The following is a 19,511-nucleotide window of genomic DNA, read 5'->3' on the forward strand; positions in this document are numbered from 1 at the left end:
CGTCCGGGCAGGCCGGACGGTCCGTAAAGACGGGGATTCCCATGGTGGTTATGCCGATCGAAAACGGCGCCCGGTTGCGCGGTATCTCCATGCTGCGCACGGCGATGGGGCCGGCGATCGTCACATATCTGGCCGACCCGGCTGTGGTCGAGGTCATGCTCAACCCAGACGGGCGGCTGTGGATCGACCGGCTGTCGCACGGACTGTCCGACACGGGCGACAGGATTACGCCCGCCGATGCCGAGCGCATCGTGCGGCTGGTCGCACACCATGTCGGGGCGGAGGTGCATGAAGCGGCACCGCGCGTATCGGCCGAACTGCCGACCAGCGAGCGCTTCGAAGGGCTGTTGCCACCCGTGGTGACGGCCCCGAGTTTTGCGATCCGCAAGCCTGCCGTGTCGGTCTTCACCCTCGACGATTATGTCGCCGCCGGGATCACGAGTGCGGGTCACGCCCGTTTTCTACGTGAAGCGGTTGCGGCCCGCAAGAACATCCTGGTCACAGGCGGGACCAGCACGGGCAAGACCACTCTGGTCAATGCCTTGCTGGCCGAGATCGCGAAGACCGACGACCGGGTCGTGCTGATCGAGGATACGCGCGAATTGCAATGCGCGGCGCCGAATTTGGTATCGCTCCGTACGCGCGACGGCATCGTGACCCTCTCCGAACTGGTGCGGTCCGCGCTGCGCCTGCGGCCTGACCGTATTCCCATCGGCGAGGTGCGGGGCCCCGAGGCGCTGGACCTGCTCAAGGCGTGGGGCACCGGCCATCCCGGCGGGATCGGCACGCTGCATGCCGGCACCGCCATCGGTGCCCTGCATCGCATGGAGCAACTGATCCAGGAAGCGGTGGTGACAGTGCCACGCGCCATGATTGCGGAAACCGTCGACGTGATCGCGGTCCTGTCCGGACGGGGCACGGCCCGTCGGTTGTCCGAACTCGCCACGGTGGACGGGCTCGATCCCGCCACAGGCGCCTATCGCATTCATCCAGCTCATACCGATGGAGATTTCCAATGAACCTGACGCTGTTGCGCATGCGTCGGCACGCGCCTGTCCTTTCCGCCATGCTGCTGCTTTCGGTCGCATGGTGCTCCTCGGCCCTGGCGTCCGGGTCCGATATGCCGTGGGAGGAACCGCTCAACCAGATTCTGGAATCCGTGCAGGGACCGGTGGCGCGCATCGTGTCGGTGATCATCATCACCGTGACCGGCTTGACCCTGGCCTTCGGGGAAACATCCGGCGGCTTCCGTCGCCTGATCCAGATCGTTTTCGGCCTGTCCATCGCTTTTGCGGCGTCCAGCTTCTTCCTGTCGTTCTTCTCCTTCTCCGGGGGAGCACTGATCTGATGGCGGGATATGACGATGATGCGGTGCCGGGCTTTCATGTCCCGGTGCATCGCTCCCTGACCGATCCGATCCTGCTGGGTGGGGCGCCAAGGACTCTGGCGATCGCCAACGGCACGCTGGGCGCTGCCATCTCGCTGGGTCTGCGGCTCTGGCTGATCGGGGCGGTGTTCTGGATCGTTGGCCACAGCCTCGCGGTCTGGGGGGCGAAGCGCGACCCAATGTTTGTCGAGGTGGGGCGGCGGCATCTCCGCTACCCCGCCTGGCTGCGGGCGTAGGGAGGGCAGGGCGATGATGTCCCTTGGCGAATACCGCAATCGGAATTCCCTCTTGTCGGATTTCCTGCCCTGGGCGGTGCTGATCGAAAAAGGTGTTGTCCTGAACAAGGACGGTTCCTTCCAGCGCACGGCAAAAATACGCGGTCCGGATCTCGATAGCGCCACGCCCGCCGAACTGGTGGGTGTCACGGGACGCCTGAACAATGCCCTGCGGCGTCTGGGCTCTGGCTGGGCGGTGTTCGTGGAAGCGCAGCGTGTACCCGCGACGCTCTATCCTGAGGGTGATTTCCCCGATGCGGCCAGCCAGATGGTCGATCTGGAGCGCCGGGAGCAGTTCGAGGATGAGGGCGCGCATTTCGAGAGCCGCTACTTTCTCACGCTGCTGTGGTTGCCGCCTGCGGAATCTTCCGGTCGTGCCGAGCATTTTCTCTACGAGGGTAGGGAGCGTGACGACCCTGACCCGCACGGCATATTGAATTCCTTCATTGATCGCTCCGACCGGCTTCTGGCCCTGTTGGATGGCTTCATGCCCGAGGCCGCATGGCTGGATGACGGCCGGACGCTGACCTATCTGCATTCGACCATTTCGACACGGAACCAGCGGGTCCGGGTGCCGGAGATTCCGATGCATCTGGACGCCCTGCTGGTGGACCAGCCGTTGTCGGGCGGTCTGGAGCCGAAACTCGGCGATGCCTTCCTCAAGACCCTGACGATCACCGGCTTTCCGTCACGGACCTTCCCCGGCATCCTGGACGACCTGAACCGGCTGGCCATGCCCTATCGCTGGTCGACGCGCGCCATCCTCCTGGACAAGATCGACGCCACGAAGGTTCTGACGAAAATCCGGCGACAGTGGTTCGCCAAGCGCAAGAGTATCTCAGCCATTGTCCGGGAAGTCATGACCAACGAGACCTCGGTGCTGGTGGATAACGATGCCGCCAACAAGGCAGCCGATGCCGATCTCGCGTTGCAGTCCCTTGGTGCTGACGATGTCGGGCAGGCGTATATCACGGCCACGGTCACGGTGTGGGATGGCAGCGCCAGCATAGCGGCGGAAAAACTTCGCCTCGTGGAAAAGATCATTCAGGGGCGGGACTTTACCTGCATGGCGGAAAGCCTCAACGCCGTTGAGGCGTGGCTGGGGAGCCTACCCGGTCACGTCTACGCCAATGTGCGTCAGCCCCCGGTCTCGACGCTGAATCTGGCGCATATGATCCCGCTCTCCGCCGTATGGGCCGGTCCTGAGCGGGATGTGCATTTCAAGGCGCCGCCGCTGTTCTATGGCAGGACGGCGGGGGCGACACCGTTCCGGTTTTCCCTGCATGTCGGGGATGTCGGCCATACGCTAATCGCCGGACCGACAGGAGCCGGCAAATCTGTCCTGCTGGCGCTGCTGGCGTTGCAGTTCCGCCGGTATATGGGGGCGCAGATCTTCGCCTTCGATTTTGGCGGCTCCATGCGCGCGACAACACTTGGCATGGGTGGCGACTGGCATGACCTCGGCGGTGGACTGGCTGACGGCGACACAGAAACTACCGCCGTTTCGCTCCAGCCGCTGGCAGCGATCGATGATCCGGATGAACGCAAATGGGCCAGTGAATGGCTGGGGCAGATTCTTGTCGGCGAAGGGGTAACGCTTACTCCCGAGGTGAAGTCTCACCTCTGGTCGGCGCTGAATTCCCTGGCGTCTTCACCAATACAGGAACGGACCCTATCGGGGCTGGTCGCGCTGCTCCAATCCAACGCCCTGAAGCAGGCGCTGGCCCCGTACTGCCTTGCTGGCCCCTACGGCCGCCTATTGGATGCGGACGCCGAGCGGCTGGGCGATGCCGATGTCGTGGTGTTCGAAACCGAGGGGCTGATCGGCTCCGGCGCGGCATCATCCGTGCTGTCCTACCTGTTCCACCGCATCGAGGGCCGTCTGGACGGTCGCCCGACGCTGCTGGTCATCGATGAAGGCTGGCTGGTGCTGGATGACGGGGACTTTGCCGGCCAGCTTCGGGAGTGGCTGAAAACCCTGCGTAAGAAGAATGCATCGGTGATTTTTGCCACCCAATCCCTGTCCGACATCGCCAACAGTCCGATTGCGCCGGCCGTGGTGGAAAGCTGCCCGACGCGGATCTTCCTGCCGAACGAGCGGGCGATCGAGCCGCAGATCATGGCGCTCTATCGGGACTTTGGCCTCAACGACCGACAGATCGCCATCATCGCCCGTGCGGCCTCGAAGCGGGAATATTACTGCCAGACGCAGCGCGGCAACCGGCTGTTTGAACTTGGCCTCGGGCCGGTCGCACTTGCCCTGTGCGCCGCGTCCGGAAAGGACGACCACCGGCTGATCGACACGGTGTTGGCGGAACACGGGCGGGACGGTTTTCTCCCTGCCTGGTTTGACGCGCGTGGCGTCAAGTGGGCTGCCGACCTTCTGCGGGAAGGGGGCGTGTCATGAGATATCGTCTGATTCCTACCGTTATGATCATTACTTTTACGGTTTCATCTTCTCCACCTGCTCAGGCGCAATGGGCGGTGTATGACGGCGCGAACCATGTTGAGAATGTGCTGATCGCGGCCCGGACGCTCCAGCAGATCGACAACCAGATCACCTCGCTGGCCAATCAGGCGCAGATGCTCGTCAACCAGGGTCGAAATCTGGCGAGCCTGCCGCTGTCGACCTTATCGACGCTGCAAGCAACGATTTCCCAGACGACGGCACTGCTCGCGCAGGCGCAGAATATTGCCTACAGCGTGCAGTCGGTCGAACAGCAATACCAGCACGCGTACACGTCAGTATCCTCCGGGATGTCCGACAGCGCCCTGTTCAGCCAGGCGCAGACACGCTGGCAGAATTCCGTCGGTGGGTTTGAAGATGCCCTGAAATTGCAGGCGCGGGTGGTGGGCAACATTCCGAGCGACAGTTCGGCCATGACGCAACTGGTCTCGGCCAGCCAGAGTTCCACGGGTGCATTGCAGGCGGCCCAGGCCGGAAACCAGCTTTTGGCCCTGCAATCCCGGCAGCTCTCCGACATCCAGGCCGAACTGGCCGCCAATGGTCGGGCCACGGCCATGCAACAGGCGCGCGACGCCGCAACGGAAGCGGAAAGTGACGCGCAGTATCAGCATTTCTCGCAGCATGACGCCTACGTGCCCGGCACCGTGTCCATGTTCGGCGGCAGCGGGAACTGACGATCATGGCCACGAACGATGTCGGCGTTATCGACACTTTCCTGAATACCTTCACGATCACGATCGACAGTGGCTTCGGTCTGCTGAAGGGAAATGTCGTTTCTCTGACTGGGTCGTTGTCCGTGCTGGACGTCACCCTTGCCGGACTGTTCTGGGCTTGGGCTGCGGATGAGGACATCATCCAGCGTCTGGTGAAAAAGACGCTCTATATCGGGTTTTTTGCGTTCCTGATCAACAATTTCGACCATCTCGCGAAGGTGGTGTTCGACAGTTTCGCCGCCATGGGTCTCAGGGCCGGTGGCGGCAGTCTGGCTCTGGGTGATTTCCTGCGACCCGGCCGACTGGCTTCCACCGGTTTCGATGCGGCCCAGCCCTTACTGGACTCTGTCCACAACCTGCTGGGTCCAGTCGCCTTCTTTACGAACTTCATCCAGATCTTCGTGCTCTGCCTGTCATGGCTGATCGTGCTGGCGGCGTTCTTCATTCTGGCCGTGCAGCTTTTCGTGGGGCTGATCGAGTTCAAGCTGACCACGCTGGCAGGGTTCGTGCTGATCCCCTTCGCCTTGTTTAACCGCACGGCCTTCCTGGCCGAGAAGGTGCTGGGCAATGTCGTATCATCGGGCGTGAAGGTGATGGTGCTGGCGGTGATCAGCGCCATCGCCTCCGTTCTGTTCAGGCAGTTCAACACCTCGTACGGCGATGCCGTGCCGACCATCGGCCAGGCGGTTTCGGTCGTGCTGGCGTCGGTGTCGATCGTCGGTCTGTCCATCTATGGCGGCAGCATCGCCAATGGGCTGATCTCCGGCGCCCCGCAGCTTGGTGCGGGAGCGGCCGTAGGGACCGGCATGGCCGTCGGCGCGATGGGCGCTGCCGCTGCGGCCGGTGTCGGGGCTGTCGCATCCGGTGGTGCCGCAGCCCTCGGCGCCACGGCTGCCGCCGCGCGGGGAGGGGCCGCGATCGCGGGGGCGGCTACGTCCGCCTATTCGGCCGGAGCCGCAGGCGCGTCTGGCGGCGCGGGTAGCATGGCTGCCGGGATCGGAGGCATGGGCCGGGCCGTCGGCGGGAACGTCGCGAATGCCGTCAAAGGGGCGGCCTCGCGTGCAGGCTCCTCCCTCAGAGAAAGCTACGCCGCCGGTGGACGCTGGGCCGAACGCGGGATGGGTGGAAACGACGCTGGGAATGGCGGTGGCGGTCGTGACCCAGGTGCTGGGCCAGGCGGCGGCAATCCCGGAGCCGGTGGCCCGGCTGGCGGCGGCGGCCCCTCGGGAGGCGCTCCCGAGGGCGGTGCCGGTTCCGCATCCGACGGCGCGCCACCGCGCTGGGCGCAAAAGATGAAGCGCCGCAATGCCGCTGCCCATGCCGCCGAGGCGGCGCATGTCATCCGCTCCGCCGATGGCAGGGGCGGAAGTTCGAGCATTGATCTCTCGGAGAAAGAATGATGTTCCGTCGCTCCACCTCACGCTACGGGATCACGCCCGAACCGGTGACACCCTATCAGAAAGCCGCCCAGGCGTGGGACGAACGGATCGGTTCCGCCCGCGTCCAGGCCCGCAACTGGCGACTGATGGCCTTTGGTAGCCTGTTCCTGTCAGCGGGGCTCGGGGCCGGGCTGGTCTGGCAATCCGCGCGCGGCACCATCACGCCGTGGGTGGTGCAGGTAGACAGGCTGGGGCAGGCGCAGGTCGTGGCCCCCGCGACAGCAGCCTATATGCCTGCCGATCCGCAGATCGCCTGGTATCTGGCACAGTTCGTTCATGACGTGCGCGCCCTGTCGTCGGACGCGGTGGTGGTCCGGCAGAACTGGCTGCGTGCCTATGATTTCACCACCACGTCGGGCGCGCAGGCGCTTAACGATTATGCCCGCCTGAACGATCCGTTTTCGCGGATCGGCCGCGAGCAGGTCGAGGTGGACATCGCCTCGGTGATCCGGGCCTCGCCCGGCAGTTTCCGCGTGGCCTGGACCGAGCGCCATTATCGTGACGGCGCGTTCACTGGCACCGAACGCTGGACCGCCATCGTCTCGGTCGTTCTGCGCACGCCACGCGATGCCGATCATCTCAGGAAAAACCCTCTGGGCATATACGTCTCCGCCATCAACTGGTCGAAGGAGCTTGGCCAATGATCCGTCGTGCTCTTCGTTTCCTCCCGCTGCTTGTGCTGCCCCTGTCCGCCTGCGCGGGGCAGTATCATCCGCCTGTCATTCACTACGATGACGCCGCGCAGGCGACACCTCTGCCGGACCCGCCGAAACCGGTGCGAGTGGTGGAGGTCGTGAAAGCGCTTCCCCTGCCTGGGCAACTGAAGCCGCTGCCGTCAGCGCGGCGCGTCCACCCTGCGCCTGAGGCGGTCGATCCGACAGCACGGGTCACACAGGCCAATCTGGCGGCCCGCATCCAGCCCACGCGGGCCGGGTTCATCAATGCGGTGCAGGTCTACCCCTACAGTCCGGGTGCGCTTTATCAGGTTTACACTTCGCCGGGCGAGATCACCGACATCATGCTCCAGCAGGGTGAAAAGCTGGTGGGCACCGGGCCGGTGGCCGCCGGTGATACGGTACGCTGGATCATCGGCGATACCGAAAGCGGGGCAGGGGCGACCAAGCGCATCCATATCCTGGTCAAGCCGACGCGGCCAGACCTGACTACCAACCTGATCGTCAATACGGACCGGCGGACCTATCTGGCGGAACTGCGCTCCACGCCCGCCACGTATATGGCGTCGGTGTCGTGGGATTATCCCGAGGATGACCTGATTGCCCTGCACCGGCAGGACAGTGCGGCCGATGACGCTGCCCCGGTGGATGTGGGGCTGGACCTGAACGCGCTGAATTTCCGTTATGCTATCCAGCTGGTGAAAGGGGGTACACCGCCCTGGCTGCCCGGCAGGGCCTTCGATGATGGTCACAAGGTCTATATCGCCTTTCCGGCCGGCATAGGGCAGGGCGAACTGCCGCCGCTGTTCGTGCTGGGGGCGGATGGTGGCCCGGAACTGGTCAATTACCGGGTCCGTCAGAACTGGATGATCGTGGACCGCCTGTTTGCCGCCGCCGAACTGCGGCTGGGTGATAAGCATTCCGAGCAGCGTGTGCGCATCGTCCGCACCGACGGGCGGCCGTCATGACCGGGCAGGCGCCGACAGCCGGAAACTACTCTGCAGGTGCTGCGCGTGAGTCACTCCCCCCACCCGATCTGCGCCTGCGGGCCGATCGGCCGCGCGTAGTACGTCTGTCGCGCACCGTGGTCTGGTCGCTGGGCGGGGTCGGCATGGTCGCGGTGGCCTTCGCTCTGGGTTACGCCCTTCAGGCAAGCCATCGGGCGCCGTCCACGCCTACAGCGCAGGACACCGATGTCCGTCCCTCAGCCGATGGACTGGCGGGGCTGCCCTCCGATTATATCGGCAAGGACGTGCCGAAGCTTGGTCCCGCGCTGCCCGGTGATCTCGGACGCGCCATCCTGCATGCGCAAGGGCAGGGGAAGGTGCCCGCCGGCACCGAAGACCACCGCGCCGCGCAAGAGGTCGAGGCGGCGATCGCGAGTCGGCTGTTCGTGCAGACGGGGGAACGTGACCGCGCCAGCGAACAGGCGATGCCGCCCGCGCCGGGCGCTCCTGCCACTCAGGGGCCGGCGTCCATCACGGCCGGACCACAGGCCGGAAACCTTGCCTTTCTGGAAGGGCAGCCGGATCGCGCGACAACCAGCCCCGATCGCATCATGCCGCTGGTCTCGCCCTACGTCCTCCAGGCGGGTACCGTGATCACGGGTGCGCTGAACACGAAGATCAGCTCCGACCTGCCGGGGCAGATCGTGGGGCATGTCACCCAGAACGTCTATGACAGCCCGACCGGCCGTTATCTCCTGATCCCGCAGGGCAGCACACTGTTCGGGGCCTATAACAGCAGCGTCTCCTTCGGACAGCAGCGGACCCAGATTATCTGGACGCGCCTGATCTTCCCCGATGGCGAGAGCCTCGTGCTGGAGAAACTGCCGGGCGCGGACGCTATCGGCCAGTCCGGGTTGTCCGACGAGGTCGACAATCATTGGGGCCAGCTTTTCAAAGCCGCCCTGGTGACGACCCTGCTCAGCGTGGGGTCAGAGGCGGGTACCAGCCAGAGCGAAAACAATCTCGCCCAAGCCGTCCGTTCCGGTGCCAGCAACGGCTTCTCCATGGTCGGCAACCGCCTCATCGATCGCAGCCTGAACGTGCAGCCGACGCTTACCGACCGGCCGGGGCTGCCGTTCACAGTCATTCTCAGTCGCGATCTGTTGCTCAAACCCTACCAGAATGGAGGAAATCCAAGATGACAGAGCTGAAGATCACGGAAATCCCCGACGAGAAACCGGTGAAAATGACCGTGGCGTTACCTCCCGATATCCATCGCGATCTGCTTGCCTATGCGGCACTTTTTTCCGGCAACGATGGGGCGATGGACCCGGCCCGGCTGGTCGCACCCATGCTCCGGCAGTTCATGATGTCGGACAAAGGGTTCGCTAGGGCACGGAGGCGGGTAAAAGCAGCACCGCCGAAAAAGTAGTCTCATGTCCACGGACGATGAGCTTCTACATATCGGGCGAAGCTCCGGGCGCAGGGATTTTCATTGTCGGGTCGCCAGACAATCCCGAACTCCAGATGGGAGGAACCGCCGGCGTCGCGGATTTCCGTGATCGCGATGTCATGGCCATGCCGATCGCGGATCAGCGGCAGCCATGAGGCGGGAAGCAGGGCGATGCCTTCGTGATTCTGGACGAGCGCGACGATCCTGTTGCTGCCGATATCATGACGCCGGATCTTCGGGCCGATATCTGTCTCCCCGAGCTTGCGCTGCATGAGCGTCTCGAAGTCCTGACCAGCGTTGTCTCGTCCGATCAGGAATATTTCATGACGCAGGTCCGCCCAGGACACTTCCGGTTGTGTCGCGAGAGGATGACCGGTGGGGAGTGCGGCTACGATGCGGTCGCTCCACAGAGGCGTGACCCGTAACGCAGGGACCAGATTGCGGCGGGTGACGACCGCGAAATCGATCTGCCCGTGCTGGAGGCGACGCAAAAGCCTTTTGCCTGTGCCCTCGGAATAACGAAAGACGATATCGGGATATGTGGTGCGGAACTCCGCCGTGAAGGCGGAAAGCCTTCCAGGCAGGACGCAGGTCTGGATGCCGACGGAGATCTGGCCGTTCTCGCCCTTGCCCGTTCGCCGTGCGCGGGCGTTCATGCCGGCCACATTGTCCAGGATCGTCTGGCTCCAGCGGATGAATTCCTGGCCGAACGCAGTTGGTGCGGCACCGACCGGGGAGCGGGTGAACAGCCTGACATCAAGCCGCTCTTCAAGGTTGTGCAGGGACCGGCTGATGGCCGATTGTCGGGTGTTCAGGAAACGCGCCGCGCCGTGGATACTGCCGTGCTCGGCGATCGCCCGCACGCACAGCAGTTGCCACAGATCGAATGGCGGGCGGCGCACGGCCCGTCACACCGTCTTGCTGCGGCGCGGCCTGATGACCGTATAGACCGAGGGCAGCACGAAGAGCGTCATGGTCGTGCCGACGATCATGCCGACGACGATCACCGTGCCCAGTCCGAAGCGGCTGTTGGCTCCGGCGCCCGACGCCATGACCAGCGGCAGCAGCCCCACCACCATCGCGCCGGTGGTCATGATGATCGGCCGGAAACGAATGCCGGCCGCAGTCCTGATCGCCGTCACCCGGTCCAGATGGTCGCGATGCAGAAGCTCGTTGGCGAACTCGACCATCAGGATGCCGTGTTTGCTGACGAGGCCGATCAGCGTGATCAGCCCGATCTCGGTGTAGATATTCAGCGTCGTCACGCCGAGGGCGAGCGGGATCAGGGCGCCAAAGACCGAGAGCGGCACGCTGATCAGGATGATGACCGGATCGGTAAAACTGTTGTACTGGACAGACAGGACGAGATAGATCGCGATCAGCGCGAATGCGAAGGCAAAGACCAGCGCCTTGCCTTCCTGCACATATTGCCGCGCGTCGGACTGCCAGTCGTAGCTGTAACCGGCCGGAAACTCCGCTGCCCGTGCTTTGAGGAAGGCCACCGCATCGCCCATCGTGGCCCCCTTCGCGAGAATGGCCTGGAACGTGGCGGAGTTCTGCTGGCCGAACTGTGGCAGGCGGTTGGGTTCGACATCGACGCGAATGCTCGCCAGCGCCGACAGGGGCACCTGATGTCTGTCCCTGTCGCGGACGTAGTAGGTTTTCAGCGCGTCGGGGGAGAGGCGCGCCCTTGGCACCGATTGCGGGATCACGTCATAGGAGCGGCCGTAATAGCCGAAACGGTTGACGTAGTTCTCGCCGATCATGGCGTTCAGGGCATCGCCGATCTGCTCCATGCGGATGCCCATGGCGTTCGCCTTCGTCCGGTCGACCGTGACCCGTACCACAGGGTTGTCGAAAGCGAGGTCGCTGTCCACCACTGCGAACAGCCCGCTTTTCTGCGCTTCCTCCCGCAGATGGGAGACGACGCCGAAGACGTTGCGGTAGGAGTCATCACTGCGGATGACCATCTGGACCGGCAGGCCACCGGTCGATCCGGGCAAGGAGGGGAGCTGGAACACGAAGACGCTGGTGCCTTGCAGGCCCGCCACGCGCTGCTGGAGGTCCATCTGGATCTGGTCGGCATTGCGTCGGCGTTCACCCCAGTCGTCGAGATTGACCCCGCCGACGCTGTTGGCGATCCCTTCGATGCCGTTCATCATCCAATGACTGTGCCCTTCCGGGATTTCGTCCATCTTGTCGTAGAGCGCCTGGGCGTAGGTCTCGACATAGTGGAGGTTGGCATATTGCGGCGCCTTCACCGCCGTCAGGACTAGGTCCTGGTCCTCGTTGGGCGCCAGCTCGCTCTGCGAGACATGCAGCATCACCGGGATCAGGAGGAAGATCACGGCGGCCGAGCCGAGGGGGATCCACCGATGGTGCAGCGAGAAATCGAGAACGGCCTCGTAGCGCGCGTTCATGAAGCCGAACACATGCTCCGCCATCCGCTCCATGAAGCCTTCCTTGTCCTTCGCTTTCAGCAGTTTGGCGCTCATGATCGGCGAGAGGGTGAGGGCGACCACGCCGGACACGACAACGGCACCAGCCAGCGTCAGGGCGAATTCCTTGAACAGTGTTCCGGTCAGCCCGCCCATAAAGGCGATGGGGGTATAAACGGCTGTCAGGGTGAAGGTCATCGCGATCACCGGGCCAGCGACCTCGCGCGCGCCGAGCAGGGCGGCGTCGAAGGGCGATTTGCCCTCCTCGATATGGCGGTGGACGTTCTCGATCACCACGATCGCGTCGTCGACCACCAGCCCGATCGACAGCACCATGGCCAGCAGGGTGAGCAGGTTCAGGCTAAAGCCGAAGGTGTACATCAGCCCGACCGCGCCAAGCATCGAGAGGGGTATGGTGGCGATCGGCACGATCACCGCCCGCACGGTACCGAGTGAGAGGTAAATCACAAGAATGACGATGAGCAGCGCCTCGATGAAGGTCTCGGTGACTTCGTCGATCGAGGCCTGAATGAAATGCGCGGTCTCGTAAGGAACGCGGACATCAATTCCCGGCGGGAGCGTCGCCTTGAGTTTCGGCATGATCTCGTTGAGACGCGAGATGATCGTCAGCGGGTTGCCCGTTGGCGACGGTTCCAGACCCACGAAGATCGAAGGACGTGGTGTCGGCTTGCCATTCGGTGGCCGAAGCGTGCTGGTCTGCGAACTGGTGTCCGTATTGTCCGGCCCCAGTTCTGCGCGCCCGATGTCCCGCACCCGGATGACCCGGCCACCAGTCGAACGCAGTACCATATCACGGAATTCCTCGACCGTTTTCAGATCCGTGTTGAGGTTGATATTGCTGATTGTATAGACGCCACGGATCCTGCCGGGTGCGGCCTGGAAATTGTTTTCCCGGATTGCCCGTGCCACGTCCTCGCCCGTCATGTCGTTGGCAGCTAGCTTCTCTGGGTTGAGCCAGAGCCGCATTGAAAGGCGCTGCTCTCCGAAATAACTGATCTCGGATACACCCTCTATGCCCGAGAGCATCGGTGCTGCGACCCGATGGATATAATCCGAGATTTCGTAGAGAGGCCGCGTCGTGCTGGCAAAACCGATATAGGCGACTGCGGTAAAGCCGCCCGATGTGCGTTTGATGACCGGGTCATACGCGCCTTCCGGCAGCCGGTATTTGACGGCATTCACCTTGGACATCACGTCGGTCAGGGCGCGCATGGAATCATAATTCAGCATCATGCGCACCGTCACTACGCTGAGGCCCTGCGTCGTGGTGGAGGAAAGATAATCAATGCCCTCGACGGACGCGACGGCCTCGCTGATCGGCTGGGTCACGAAGCCCTGCATGAGGTCCGACGACGCGCCCGGATAGCGGGTCGAGATCAGGATCGTGGAGGTTTCGAGGGTTGGATATTGACGTGTTGCGATGGAATTGAAGCCCTTGATCCCGAAGAGAACAATCAGGATCGTCACGACAATCGCGAGGACAGGCCGCCGAAGGAAGCGATCAGTAAAACTCATTGTGCCAGCTCTCCACTCCGGTGCGGATGAGAGAGCGGGCACGGGCGAGATCAGCTTCGGCCGCGCGCAATTCGCCGCTCTGGCGGATCAGTTCGCCCTGTTCCGGTGCGTCATTGAGGACCAGGAGCAGCTGGCCTTTCCGGACGATCGCCCCGGAATCGAAATCCAGCTCGGTGATCCGGCCGGCGATCTCGGGGGAGAGTGTTACCCCCTGGAACGGTTCGACCTGACCGATCGTCTCGATATGGGCGGCGAAAGGGACGGGTCTGACCGGCCAGACGGAGACCGCCGTTGCCGGAGTGTCAGCAGCCCTGCCGGCGGCGGGCAGGGACATCAGCACCGCGAGAGCGGTGGCATGGTGCCAGGGGACGAAGAAGCGTCGCACAGATATCTCCCGAAGTTATTGTTATACGCGGATATACGTACCTATAGGACTGGAAAGTCCGGACATTGGAGGCCGAACGTGCATTAGATGCCGGTCATCGCGCCGCGAGCCGGATGGATCGCCACTGATCGGGTGCGACATGGGCGTCGGCGAGGCCACCGCCCGTCGCCACCATGATCCGCACCGTCTGACGGAACATCTCGGTCTGTGCCCGCACTGTGTTCTGGCGCGCGAGCAGAAAGAGCCGTCGGGCGTTGATCGGCTGAAGGATGGTCTCCCGGCCCGCCTGATAACCGGCCTGGCTCAAGGTCAGCGCGTCATCGGCCGAGGTCAGGGCCTGTCGCTGGTTATCCAGTTCCGTCGAGGCGTTCTTCAGGCCGTTCAGGCCATCGGCGACTTCGCGGAAGCCGTTGATGACCACCAACTGGTAATGATCGAACGCGATCCGGTAGTCCTCTTCCGCCTGTTTTTTCCGGGCCATGAGGGTTCCCCCATGGAACAGCGGCAGAGCAGCCCCTCCGATCAGGCGCCACGCCGCACCGGCGGGGCCGCCCATCAGCCCCTCGGCGGCGACGGCCGCGCTGAGGGTCAGTCGGGGATAGAGGTCGGCGGTCCGGACGCCGATTTCGGCATTCGCCGCGCGCATCATGGCTTCGGCGCCGATGATGTCCGGGCGGGCATGAACGAGTTCGGATGGCACGACCACAGGGATGTCTGACGGAAGGCTGAAATCCGCGAGGGTCAAGGTCGGTGCGGTCCAGTTTGCCGGCGAATGCCCGGTCAGGACGGCCAGCGTCGTTCGCGCGGCTTCATGGGCATTGACCAGCGGCGGCAGGAGAGACTGGTCGTGCGCCAGTTGTGCTTCGGCGGTCACGACATCCAGCCGGGGCTTCCTACCCGCCTGCCAGGCGAGCGTCGCCAGTCGGAGCGTTTCCCGGTCGGTGTCGATCACGCTGCGGACCACGGCGATCTGGTCTGCTGTCGAGGCCGCTTCGAAGGCGGTCAGGACCGTGTCGCCGATCACCAGCAGCATCGTGACATCACGGCGCTCCCGTTCGGCATCCTTCTGTGCGCCGGCCATCTGGATCAGCCGGTGATTGCCGCCGAAAATATCGGGGTCATAGGAAACGTCGAGACCGGCCGAGTAGGCGGAAAAGGCCGGGAAGGTCCAGGCCCAGGGACCGAACAGAGCGGCCCCGTATTCCTGTCGCCCCTCGCTACCGGTGGCGTCGATCTGGGGCATCAGGCTGCCTTGGGCAGCATGGAGTCCCTCGGCCGCCTTGCGCAGGTTGGTCTGGGCCGCCTGGATCGACCAGTTGTTCCGAAGCGCCTCGGTGACGAGAGCGTCCAGCCGAGGCGAGCGAAAAAGACGCCACCAGTCGGAACCCGGCTTTCCGGCGGCCTGATACGGGAAGTTGGCCGAAGCGATGGTTACTGTGGCTGCTGTTTCCGACCGGGTTTCGCCGAATGTAGCGGCGTCCGGTGGCGGGGGAGCCTTGTAGGTCGGGCCGACTGTACAGCCTGCTAGGCCCGGTAACAGAGCGAGGAGAGCCAGCCAGGTCGGGCGTGGTGCGGCGGCGACCCGCTTTGGACTATGGGGATGGGGCAGGAAATTGGGTGGCAAGGCGGCCTCCGGTCGTCATGAACGAGTCTCATTGATACGAACATAGACGTACATACGGATTAAAAACCAGTCTTATTGAGACACAGGCTTACGACGGGGCTTGGAAGCAGCGTTTTCTTGACCCGCTCCCATGATACGCGTACCAATCCACGCATGATCGCACGCCATCCGAAACGCGAGGATATCCGGCTCGAAGCCGTGCTGACGGCATTGGGTAATCCCATCCGCCTGGCTGCGGTGCGGACGATTGCTGTGGGGGGCGAACATCCCTGCTGCGACGTGCTGCCGCAAATTCCAAAGTCCACCATGACCCATCACTGGCGCGCCCTGCGTGACAGCGGCGTAGTCTGGCAGCGCCATATCGGTCGGGAATACCGTCTTGAACTGCGACGCGAAGACCTGGACAGTCGGTTTCCCGGTCTGCTGGATTCCATCCTCAGCCCGCTTGTCAGCGACCCGCTGACGCAGGAGACGATCTCCGAATACGACCGGTCCCGCCAAGGCGCGCCTGCCTGACGGGAACACCGGCGGGACGGCTTTTGCTCAGAGAGCCCCGGAGCCGGAAGGCGGAATAATGCATCCCGTGCTGTCGCAGGTCATGCCGGTGGTGCGGTTCTCGGACGCCGTTTTGCGTGCCTCCTTCCATGACTGGCGCAGGGCGGCCAGCAATTGTGCTTTCGGCTGCGCCCCCGAAAGACCGTAGGCACCGTCGAAGACAAAGAAGGGCACGCCATGAACGCCCGCCTGTGACGCACGGGTTTCATCACGCCTGACATCTTCGGCGAAGTCGCTGCCCGTCAGCGTAGCGCGCACGGCGTCGCCATCAAGACCGAAATCCTGCGCAAGGCCGACAAGTATGTCATGGTCGGCGAGGGGGGAGTTGTCGGTGAAATAGGCCCTGAACAGCCGCTCCGTCATGTCCGCGCCGTGACCGTGCTGTTCGGCGAATTTGGTCAGCCGGTGTGCGTCGAAGGTGTTGGTGTAGCGGACCGAGGCATAGCGCATGTCGAGACCGCATCGCTCGCCCATGGACGTGATGTGGTCGATCATGGCCTGGGCATCGCTTCGGCTTTTGCCGTATTTCCGCATGATGCGGTCAAGCGTTGTGGTGGTCACTGCCGGACCCGATGTCGGATCGAGTTCGAAGGCCCGGAAGACGATCTCGACTTCGCGGGCATGCTCGAACTCGGCCAGGGCGGATTCGAGAAACCGCTTGCCGATATAACAATAGGGGCAGGCATAGTCGGACCAGATTTCGAGTTTCATGACAGCCTCCGCATGCTTGATAATGTACGATTATACCCGTACCATGGTTTCATCAAGCATTACGAACGCCGATGGTGAAGGGAGCAGGGGATGAAGCCGCTGAAAGCGCTGGAGGTCGAAACCGGGAAAAATCCCGTCGCGTCGATCATCCTCATTCACGGCCTGGGGGCGAGTGGCCGGGATCTGGCGCCCATGGCCCAGGCGCTCGACCTGCGCTCCATCGGCGCGGTCCGGTTCATTTTTCCCAACGCGCCCGTCCGGCCGGTTTCGGTCTGTGGTGGTGAGCGCATGCCGGCATGGTATGATCTTCTCGCGCCAGATTTGCTTCTGCAGGAAGATGAGCCGGGGCTACGTGATGCCCAGACCTATCTGGCGAGCCTGATCGACCAGGAAGTCGCGCGCGGCATTCCGTCCCGGCGCATCGTGATCGGTGGGTTTTCCCAGGGCTGTGCGATGTCACTGATGACCGGGTTGCGTTACCCGTTGCCCTTGGCTGGGATCGCCGGTCTGTCCGGCTATCTGCCGCTGGCCGGGCAGACGGGGAGGGAGGCAACGGAGGCGAACCGCGCGACGCCGGTCTTTCTGGGGCACGGTGAAGGTGACACGGTCGTGCCGCTGGCGGCGGCCCGCCTCGCGCGGGATTGGCTGCGTGCCGAGGGGCATGATGTTGCTTGGCATGCCTACCCGATGGCCCACGAGATCATCGGTGAGGAGATTGCCGATCTCAACGCATGGTTGGTGGAGCGCCTCGTATCGTAATGACTTTGAGCAAGGGGAAGCCGTGTGAGGTAATTTCAGACTTTGTAATGGTTCATCAGGCCGGGTTAGCAGGCAGGTTTAATATCGAGTTCTCAACTTCTAATGATTCCCTTCGGATTGTCCGGAACGTGGGGAGAGCGGTGAACGGAATGTCAAAGGTGGAAAATAACGGGCATCCTTTGATGGCTTGCCTGGCTGCGAATTGTCGGTTCCTGACATCTTTGAACAATAAGCTTCCCGGTTGACATGCAGCAAGACGACCATGCCAGAATACGGCAGCATCGACCATCTAGATAAATTAATAAAATATGATAAAATTATCTAAATAGAATCTACAATATTTGTTCATGAAGCCGGAATAATAGGCGTGTTCGGATCATGTGGGCCGGGAACATGGCCGGATGGTACTACGGTCGAAGCACTCAGAACATGTTTCTCTTGGTCGTCGAAGAAGATGTGTGCGCCGAAAGCGTGTAATACAGGCGCTTTATTCCAGATTCCTACGAAATGGGCTTCGTCGGCCGGCGTGTCCCAAGCGCGTAATGTGCGGACGACACGTTCATGGGCCGGTGCGTTCCGCGCCGTTACCAAGGCAATGCGAACCTTGCTGATATTTCCGTCATTGAGATAGACCTTACGCAACGCTGACAGCTTGTGGAGGAACTTGCCGAACGGTCCACGTTTCATTGGATTGGCCGCGTTCGTGGTTTCATGTGCCAGAAAAGCTTCAAGGCCATGTTTTTGATAAATCTCATCGGATTCCGGCCCGAAGACGACGGCGTCGCCATCGAACGCGATACGAACCTCGCCGACGCGGGCGTCTTCAACTCCCGGCGGCGCGATGCCCAGACGCGCAGCGGCGGCTCCACCCTTCACTGCTCCCCTGACGTCGGCGTCCTCGTTCGAGAGAAACAGATCGATCTTCCACGCCGGGATGTAGGGAGACAATGATCTCCCGCTGGTGAAGCTTCCGGTTTTGATGTCCAGCCCATAGCTTCTGATGGATTTGAACGCTCTGAGCGACAGGTCAGGCGAGTTCCGCGAGAGAAGCACGACCTCCACACACGGCTTCGCTCCTGCCTCATTCAAAGCTAGAAGCCGCTCCACCACATCGAAGCCGGCGCCTTTGTCGATGATGACGTCTTCCCGATCAAGTTGCATGGCGGCGTAGGCGTGAACGCCTTGTTCCCGGAAGACGTTGTGCTCCTCCTCGAGATTGAACAGCGCCCGGGTCGAGACACCGACCCTCAAGGGTTCGGCGCGGAGCATGTCGACGGCGGCCTGTCGATTAGGGAGCATCCGATTATATCTCCAGTCTCGGGAGGTCACGGACGACCCGTAGCGTTTCCAGGCTTACGGTGATGACGCGAAGGAAGAGGTCCAGCGGGTAGCGCGGGTCGTGCATGGTCTCGTTGGCCCAGGCGTTGGCGTTCTTGACGAGATGGCTTTTCGTGTCCGTCTTCACACTCTGGCGTTCCATGACCCATTCGAGCGCGGGCTTGCCGTTCACCACATATTCATAGGCTTCGAGCGGAATGCCGGTGATGGTGATGTTGGCGTTGTAGATCACGGTGGATTTGTCGAGCGTGGGGCGCTTGCCCGCGAATTTCATCTGCTCCACCCGGTAGAAGCGTTCGGGATCGGAAGGCGGCCCGAGCGACGGGCCGCCGTGTGTGAAGATGACGGGGTAAGGTTCCACCTGCTCATAGTTCACATGCAAAGCGGCCAAAGCACGGCCAGCCTTAGAAAAAGCCCAGAAATCGGAGGCGGTTTTCACGCGGGGAATGCGCGGCAACTGTTTGGACAGGTTGTCAGCGAAACGGGCGCGATAATCCTCCGAATGAAGTAAGCCGTAGACATAATAGAACAGGTCTCTTTTGGTAATCGCCTCTTCGGGATAGGCGGCCTGAAAATGGGCCAGCCCTTCATCCGTGATACCGTCGCGGCGAACGAGTCGTGATTGAGACGGTTTCTCTTCAAAGAGGCTGCCTTGCGGATCGTTCATTGTCCATGCTCCGTTTCGTAGAGAAACATCGGGAAGCATTGGCTGCCGTCGATATCCACCATGTGGAGGCTCGGAAGAGCGCTGCACATCAGCACACTGAAGGCGGCTTTCTGCCCTCCGCCTGACGTGCAAATCACCAGATT

The 19,511-nt window shown here is 62.7% G+C and carries 20 protein-coding genes; 12 read left to right on the forward strand and 8 right to left on the reverse strand.

Features of this window, described 5'->3' with window-relative positions; genetic code table 11:
* Positions 1-41: 41 nt before the first annotated feature.
* The 10 genes from trbB to LKE90_RS12075 are packed head-to-tail and all read left to right on the forward strand — an operon-like array spanning position 42 to position 9,334.
* Positions 42-1,019 (forward strand): P-type conjugative transfer ATPase TrbB, encoded by a 978-nt coding sequence (gene trbB, locus LKE90_RS12030; RefSeq protein ID WP_291494693.1) that lies wholly within the window; start codon positions 42-44, stop codon positions 1,017-1,019.
* Complete coding sequence (locus LKE90_RS12035; protein WP_291494694.1) at positions 1,016-1,348, forward strand: TrbC/VirB2 family protein; 333 nt, start codon at positions 1,016-1,018, stop codon at positions 1,346-1,348. Before trbB ends, LKE90_RS12035 begins: the two co-directional genes overlap by 4 nt.
* Entirely contained in the window at positions 1,348-1,623 is a 276-nt protein-coding gene (locus LKE90_RS12040; RefSeq protein WP_291494695.1) for a VirB3 family type IV secretion system protein, read from the forward strand. Before LKE90_RS12035 ends, LKE90_RS12040 begins: the two co-directional genes overlap by 1 nt.
* A gap of 13 nt (positions 1,624-1,636) precedes the next feature.
* Positions 1,637-4,069, forward strand: coding sequence for a conjugal transfer protein TrbE (gene trbE / locus LKE90_RS12045; RefSeq protein WP_291494696.1), 2,433 nt, complete (start codon positions 1,637-1,639; stop codon positions 4,067-4,069).
* Complete coding sequence (trbJ, locus tag LKE90_RS12050) at positions 4,066-4,803, forward strand: P-type conjugative transfer protein TrbJ (protein WP_291494697.1); 738 nt, start codon at positions 4,066-4,068, stop codon at positions 4,801-4,803. Before trbE ends, trbJ begins: the two co-directional genes overlap by 4 nt.
* A gap of 5 nt (positions 4,804-4,808) precedes the next feature.
* Complete coding sequence (trbL, locus tag LKE90_RS12055) at positions 4,809-6,242, forward strand: P-type conjugative transfer protein TrbL (RefSeq protein WP_291494698.1); 1,434 nt, start codon at positions 4,809-4,811, stop codon at positions 6,240-6,242.
* Positions 6,242-6,925 (forward strand): conjugal transfer protein TrbF, encoded by a 684-nt coding sequence (gene trbF, locus LKE90_RS12060; protein ID WP_291494725.1) that lies wholly within the window; start codon positions 6,242-6,244, stop codon positions 6,923-6,925. Before trbL ends, trbF begins: the two co-directional genes overlap by 1 nt.
* Positions 6,922-7,923 (forward strand): P-type conjugative transfer protein TrbG, encoded by a 1,002-nt coding sequence (gene trbG / locus LKE90_RS12065; protein WP_291494699.1) that lies wholly within the window; start codon positions 6,922-6,924, stop codon positions 7,921-7,923. The genes trbF and trbG overlap by 4 nt, the downstream gene beginning before the upstream one ends.
* The gene (locus tag LKE90_RS12070) at positions 7,920-9,104 is read left to right on the forward strand and encodes a TrbI/VirB10 family protein (RefSeq protein ID WP_291494700.1); all 1,185 of its coding nucleotides are present in this window, start codon (positions 7,920-7,922) and stop codon (positions 9,102-9,104) included. Before trbG ends, LKE90_RS12070 begins: the two co-directional genes overlap by 4 nt.
* Positions 9,101-9,334, forward strand: coding sequence for a DUF2274 domain-containing protein (locus LKE90_RS12075; RefSeq protein WP_255031413.1), 234 nt, complete (start codon positions 9,101-9,103; stop codon positions 9,332-9,334). Before LKE90_RS12070 ends, LKE90_RS12075 begins: the two co-directional genes overlap by 4 nt.
* A gap of 2 nt (positions 9,335-9,336) precedes the next feature.
* Here LKE90_RS12075 and LKE90_RS12080 read toward each other — a convergent pair whose 3' ends face one another.
* From LKE90_RS12080 to LKE90_RS12095, 4 genes are all read right to left on the reverse strand, one after another.
* A complete protein-coding gene (locus LKE90_RS12080; RefSeq protein WP_291494701.1) occupies positions 9,337-10,257 on the reverse strand; it encodes a LysR family transcriptional regulator in 921 nt (306 codons plus the stop codon).
* A gap of 6 nt (positions 10,258-10,263) precedes the next feature.
* A complete protein-coding gene (locus LKE90_RS12085) occupies positions 10,264-13,329 on the reverse strand; it encodes an efflux RND transporter permease subunit (RefSeq protein ID WP_291494702.1) in 3,066 nt (1,021 codons plus the stop codon).
* Positions 13,316-13,714 (reverse strand): biotin/lipoyl-binding protein, encoded by a 399-nt coding sequence (locus LKE90_RS12090; RefSeq protein ID WP_291494703.1) that lies wholly within the window; start codon positions 13,712-13,714, stop codon positions 13,316-13,318. Before LKE90_RS12090 ends, LKE90_RS12085 begins: the two co-directional genes overlap by 14 nt.
* Positions 13,715-13,808: 94 nt before the next feature.
* The gene (locus tag LKE90_RS12095; protein ID WP_291494704.1) at positions 13,809-15,338 is read right to left on the reverse strand and encodes an efflux transporter outer membrane subunit; all 1,530 of its coding nucleotides are present in this window, start codon (positions 15,336-15,338) and stop codon (positions 13,809-13,811) included.
* Between the two features lie 117 nt (positions 15,339-15,455).
* Here LKE90_RS12095 and LKE90_RS12100 point away from each other — a divergent pair, with 117 nt between their 5' ends.
* A complete protein-coding gene (locus tag LKE90_RS12100; protein ID WP_291494705.1) occupies positions 15,456-15,854 on the forward strand; it encodes an ArsR/SmtB family transcription factor in 399 nt (132 codons plus the stop codon).
* Positions 15,855-15,881: 27 nt separating this feature from the next.
* Here LKE90_RS12100 and LKE90_RS12105 read toward each other — a convergent pair whose 3' ends face one another.
* Positions 15,882-16,604, reverse strand: a complete 723-nt coding sequence (locus LKE90_RS12105) for a DsbA family oxidoreductase (protein ID WP_291494706.1) — start codon at positions 16,602-16,604, stop codon at positions 15,882-15,884.
* A 90-nt stretch (positions 16,605-16,694) separates the two neighbouring features.
* Between LKE90_RS12105 and LKE90_RS12110 the strand changes: the two genes are divergently transcribed.
* Positions 16,695-17,363 (forward strand): alpha/beta hydrolase, encoded by a 669-nt coding sequence (locus tag LKE90_RS12110; RefSeq protein ID WP_291494707.1) that lies wholly within the window; start codon positions 16,695-16,697, stop codon positions 17,361-17,363.
* A gap of 345 nt (positions 17,364-17,708) precedes the next feature.
* On the opposite strand, the gene LKE90_RS12115 is transcribed toward LKE90_RS12110, so the two are convergent.
* From LKE90_RS12115 to LKE90_RS16525, 3 genes are read right to left on the reverse strand one after another with little or no spacing between them, the layout of a single operon-like run.
* Positions 17,709-18,662: a 5'-nucleotidase gene (locus tag LKE90_RS12115; RefSeq protein ID WP_291494708.1), complete on the reverse strand. Its 954-nt coding sequence runs from the start codon at positions 18,660-18,662 to the stop codon at positions 17,709-17,711.
* 4 nt (positions 18,663-18,666) lie between these two features.
* Entirely contained in the window at positions 18,667-19,368 is a 702-nt protein-coding gene (locus LKE90_RS12120; RefSeq protein WP_291494709.1) for a type ISP restriction/modification enzyme, read from the reverse strand.
* Positions 19,365-19,505 carry a type ISP restriction/modification enzyme gene (locus tag LKE90_RS16525; RefSeq protein ID WP_367117433.1) on the reverse strand — a complete coding sequence of 47 codons (141 nt, stop codon included), beginning with the start codon at positions 19,503-19,505 and terminating at the stop codon, positions 19,365-19,367. The genes LKE90_RS12120 and LKE90_RS16525 overlap by 4 nt, the downstream gene beginning before the upstream one ends.
* Between the last annotated feature and the right edge of the window lie 6 nt (positions 19,506-19,511).

The sequence above is a fragment of the Acetobacter sp. genome (assembly GCF_022483985.1).
Lineage (GTDB): Bacteria > Pseudomonadota > Alphaproteobacteria > Acetobacterales > Acetobacteraceae > Acetobacter.

Coding starts and splice junctions, on each gene's coding strand:
- LKE90_RS12105 (WP_291494706.1), bottom strand. CDS start 16,604: ATGAAACTCGAAATCTGGTCCGACTATGCCTGCCCCTATTGTTATATC.
- LKE90_RS12085 (WP_291494702.1), bottom strand. CDS start 13,329: ATGAGTTTTACTGATCGCTTCCTTCGGCGGCCTGTCCTCGCGATTGTC.
- LKE90_RS12120 (WP_291494709.1), bottom strand. CDS start 19,368: ATGAACGATCCGCAAGGCAGCCTCTTTGAAGAGAAACCGTCTCAATCA.
- LKE90_RS12110 (WP_291494707.1), top strand. CDS start 16,695: ATGAAGCCGCTGAAAGCGCTGGAGGTCGAAACCGGGAAAAATCCCGTC.
- LKE90_RS12115 (WP_291494708.1), bottom strand. CDS start 18,662: ATGCTCCCTAATCGACAGGCCGCCGTCGACATGCTCCGCGCCGAACCC.
- trbL (WP_291494698.1), top strand. CDS start 4,809: ATGGCCACGAACGATGTCGGCGTTATCGACACTTTCCTGAATACCTTC.
- LKE90_RS12075 (WP_255031413.1), top strand. CDS start 9,101: ATGACAGAGCTGAAGATCACGGAAATCCCCGACGAGAAACCGGTGAAA.
- LKE90_RS12070 (WP_291494700.1), top strand. CDS start 7,920: ATGACCGGGCAGGCGCCGACAGCCGGAAACTACTCTGCAGGTGCTGCG.
- LKE90_RS12040 (WP_291494695.1), top strand. CDS start 1,348: ATGGCGGGATATGACGATGATGCGGTGCCGGGCTTTCATGTCCCGGTG.
- trbG (WP_291494699.1), top strand. CDS start 6,922: ATGATCCGTCGTGCTCTTCGTTTCCTCCCGCTGCTTGTGCTGCCCCTG.
- trbB (WP_291494693.1), top strand. CDS start 42: ATGGTGGTTATGCCGATCGAAAACGGCGCCCGGTTGCGCGGTATCTCC.
- trbE (WP_291494696.1), top strand. CDS start 1,637: ATGATGTCCCTTGGCGAATACCGCAATCGGAATTCCCTCTTGTCGGAT.
- trbJ (WP_291494697.1), top strand. CDS start 4,066: ATGAGATATCGTCTGATTCCTACCGTTATGATCATTACTTTTACGGTT.
- LKE90_RS12035 (WP_291494694.1), top strand. CDS start 1,016: ATGAACCTGACGCTGTTGCGCATGCGTCGGCACGCGCCTGTCCTTTCC.
- trbF (WP_291494725.1), top strand. CDS start 6,242: ATGTTCCGTCGCTCCACCTCACGCTACGGGATCACGCCCGAACCGGTG.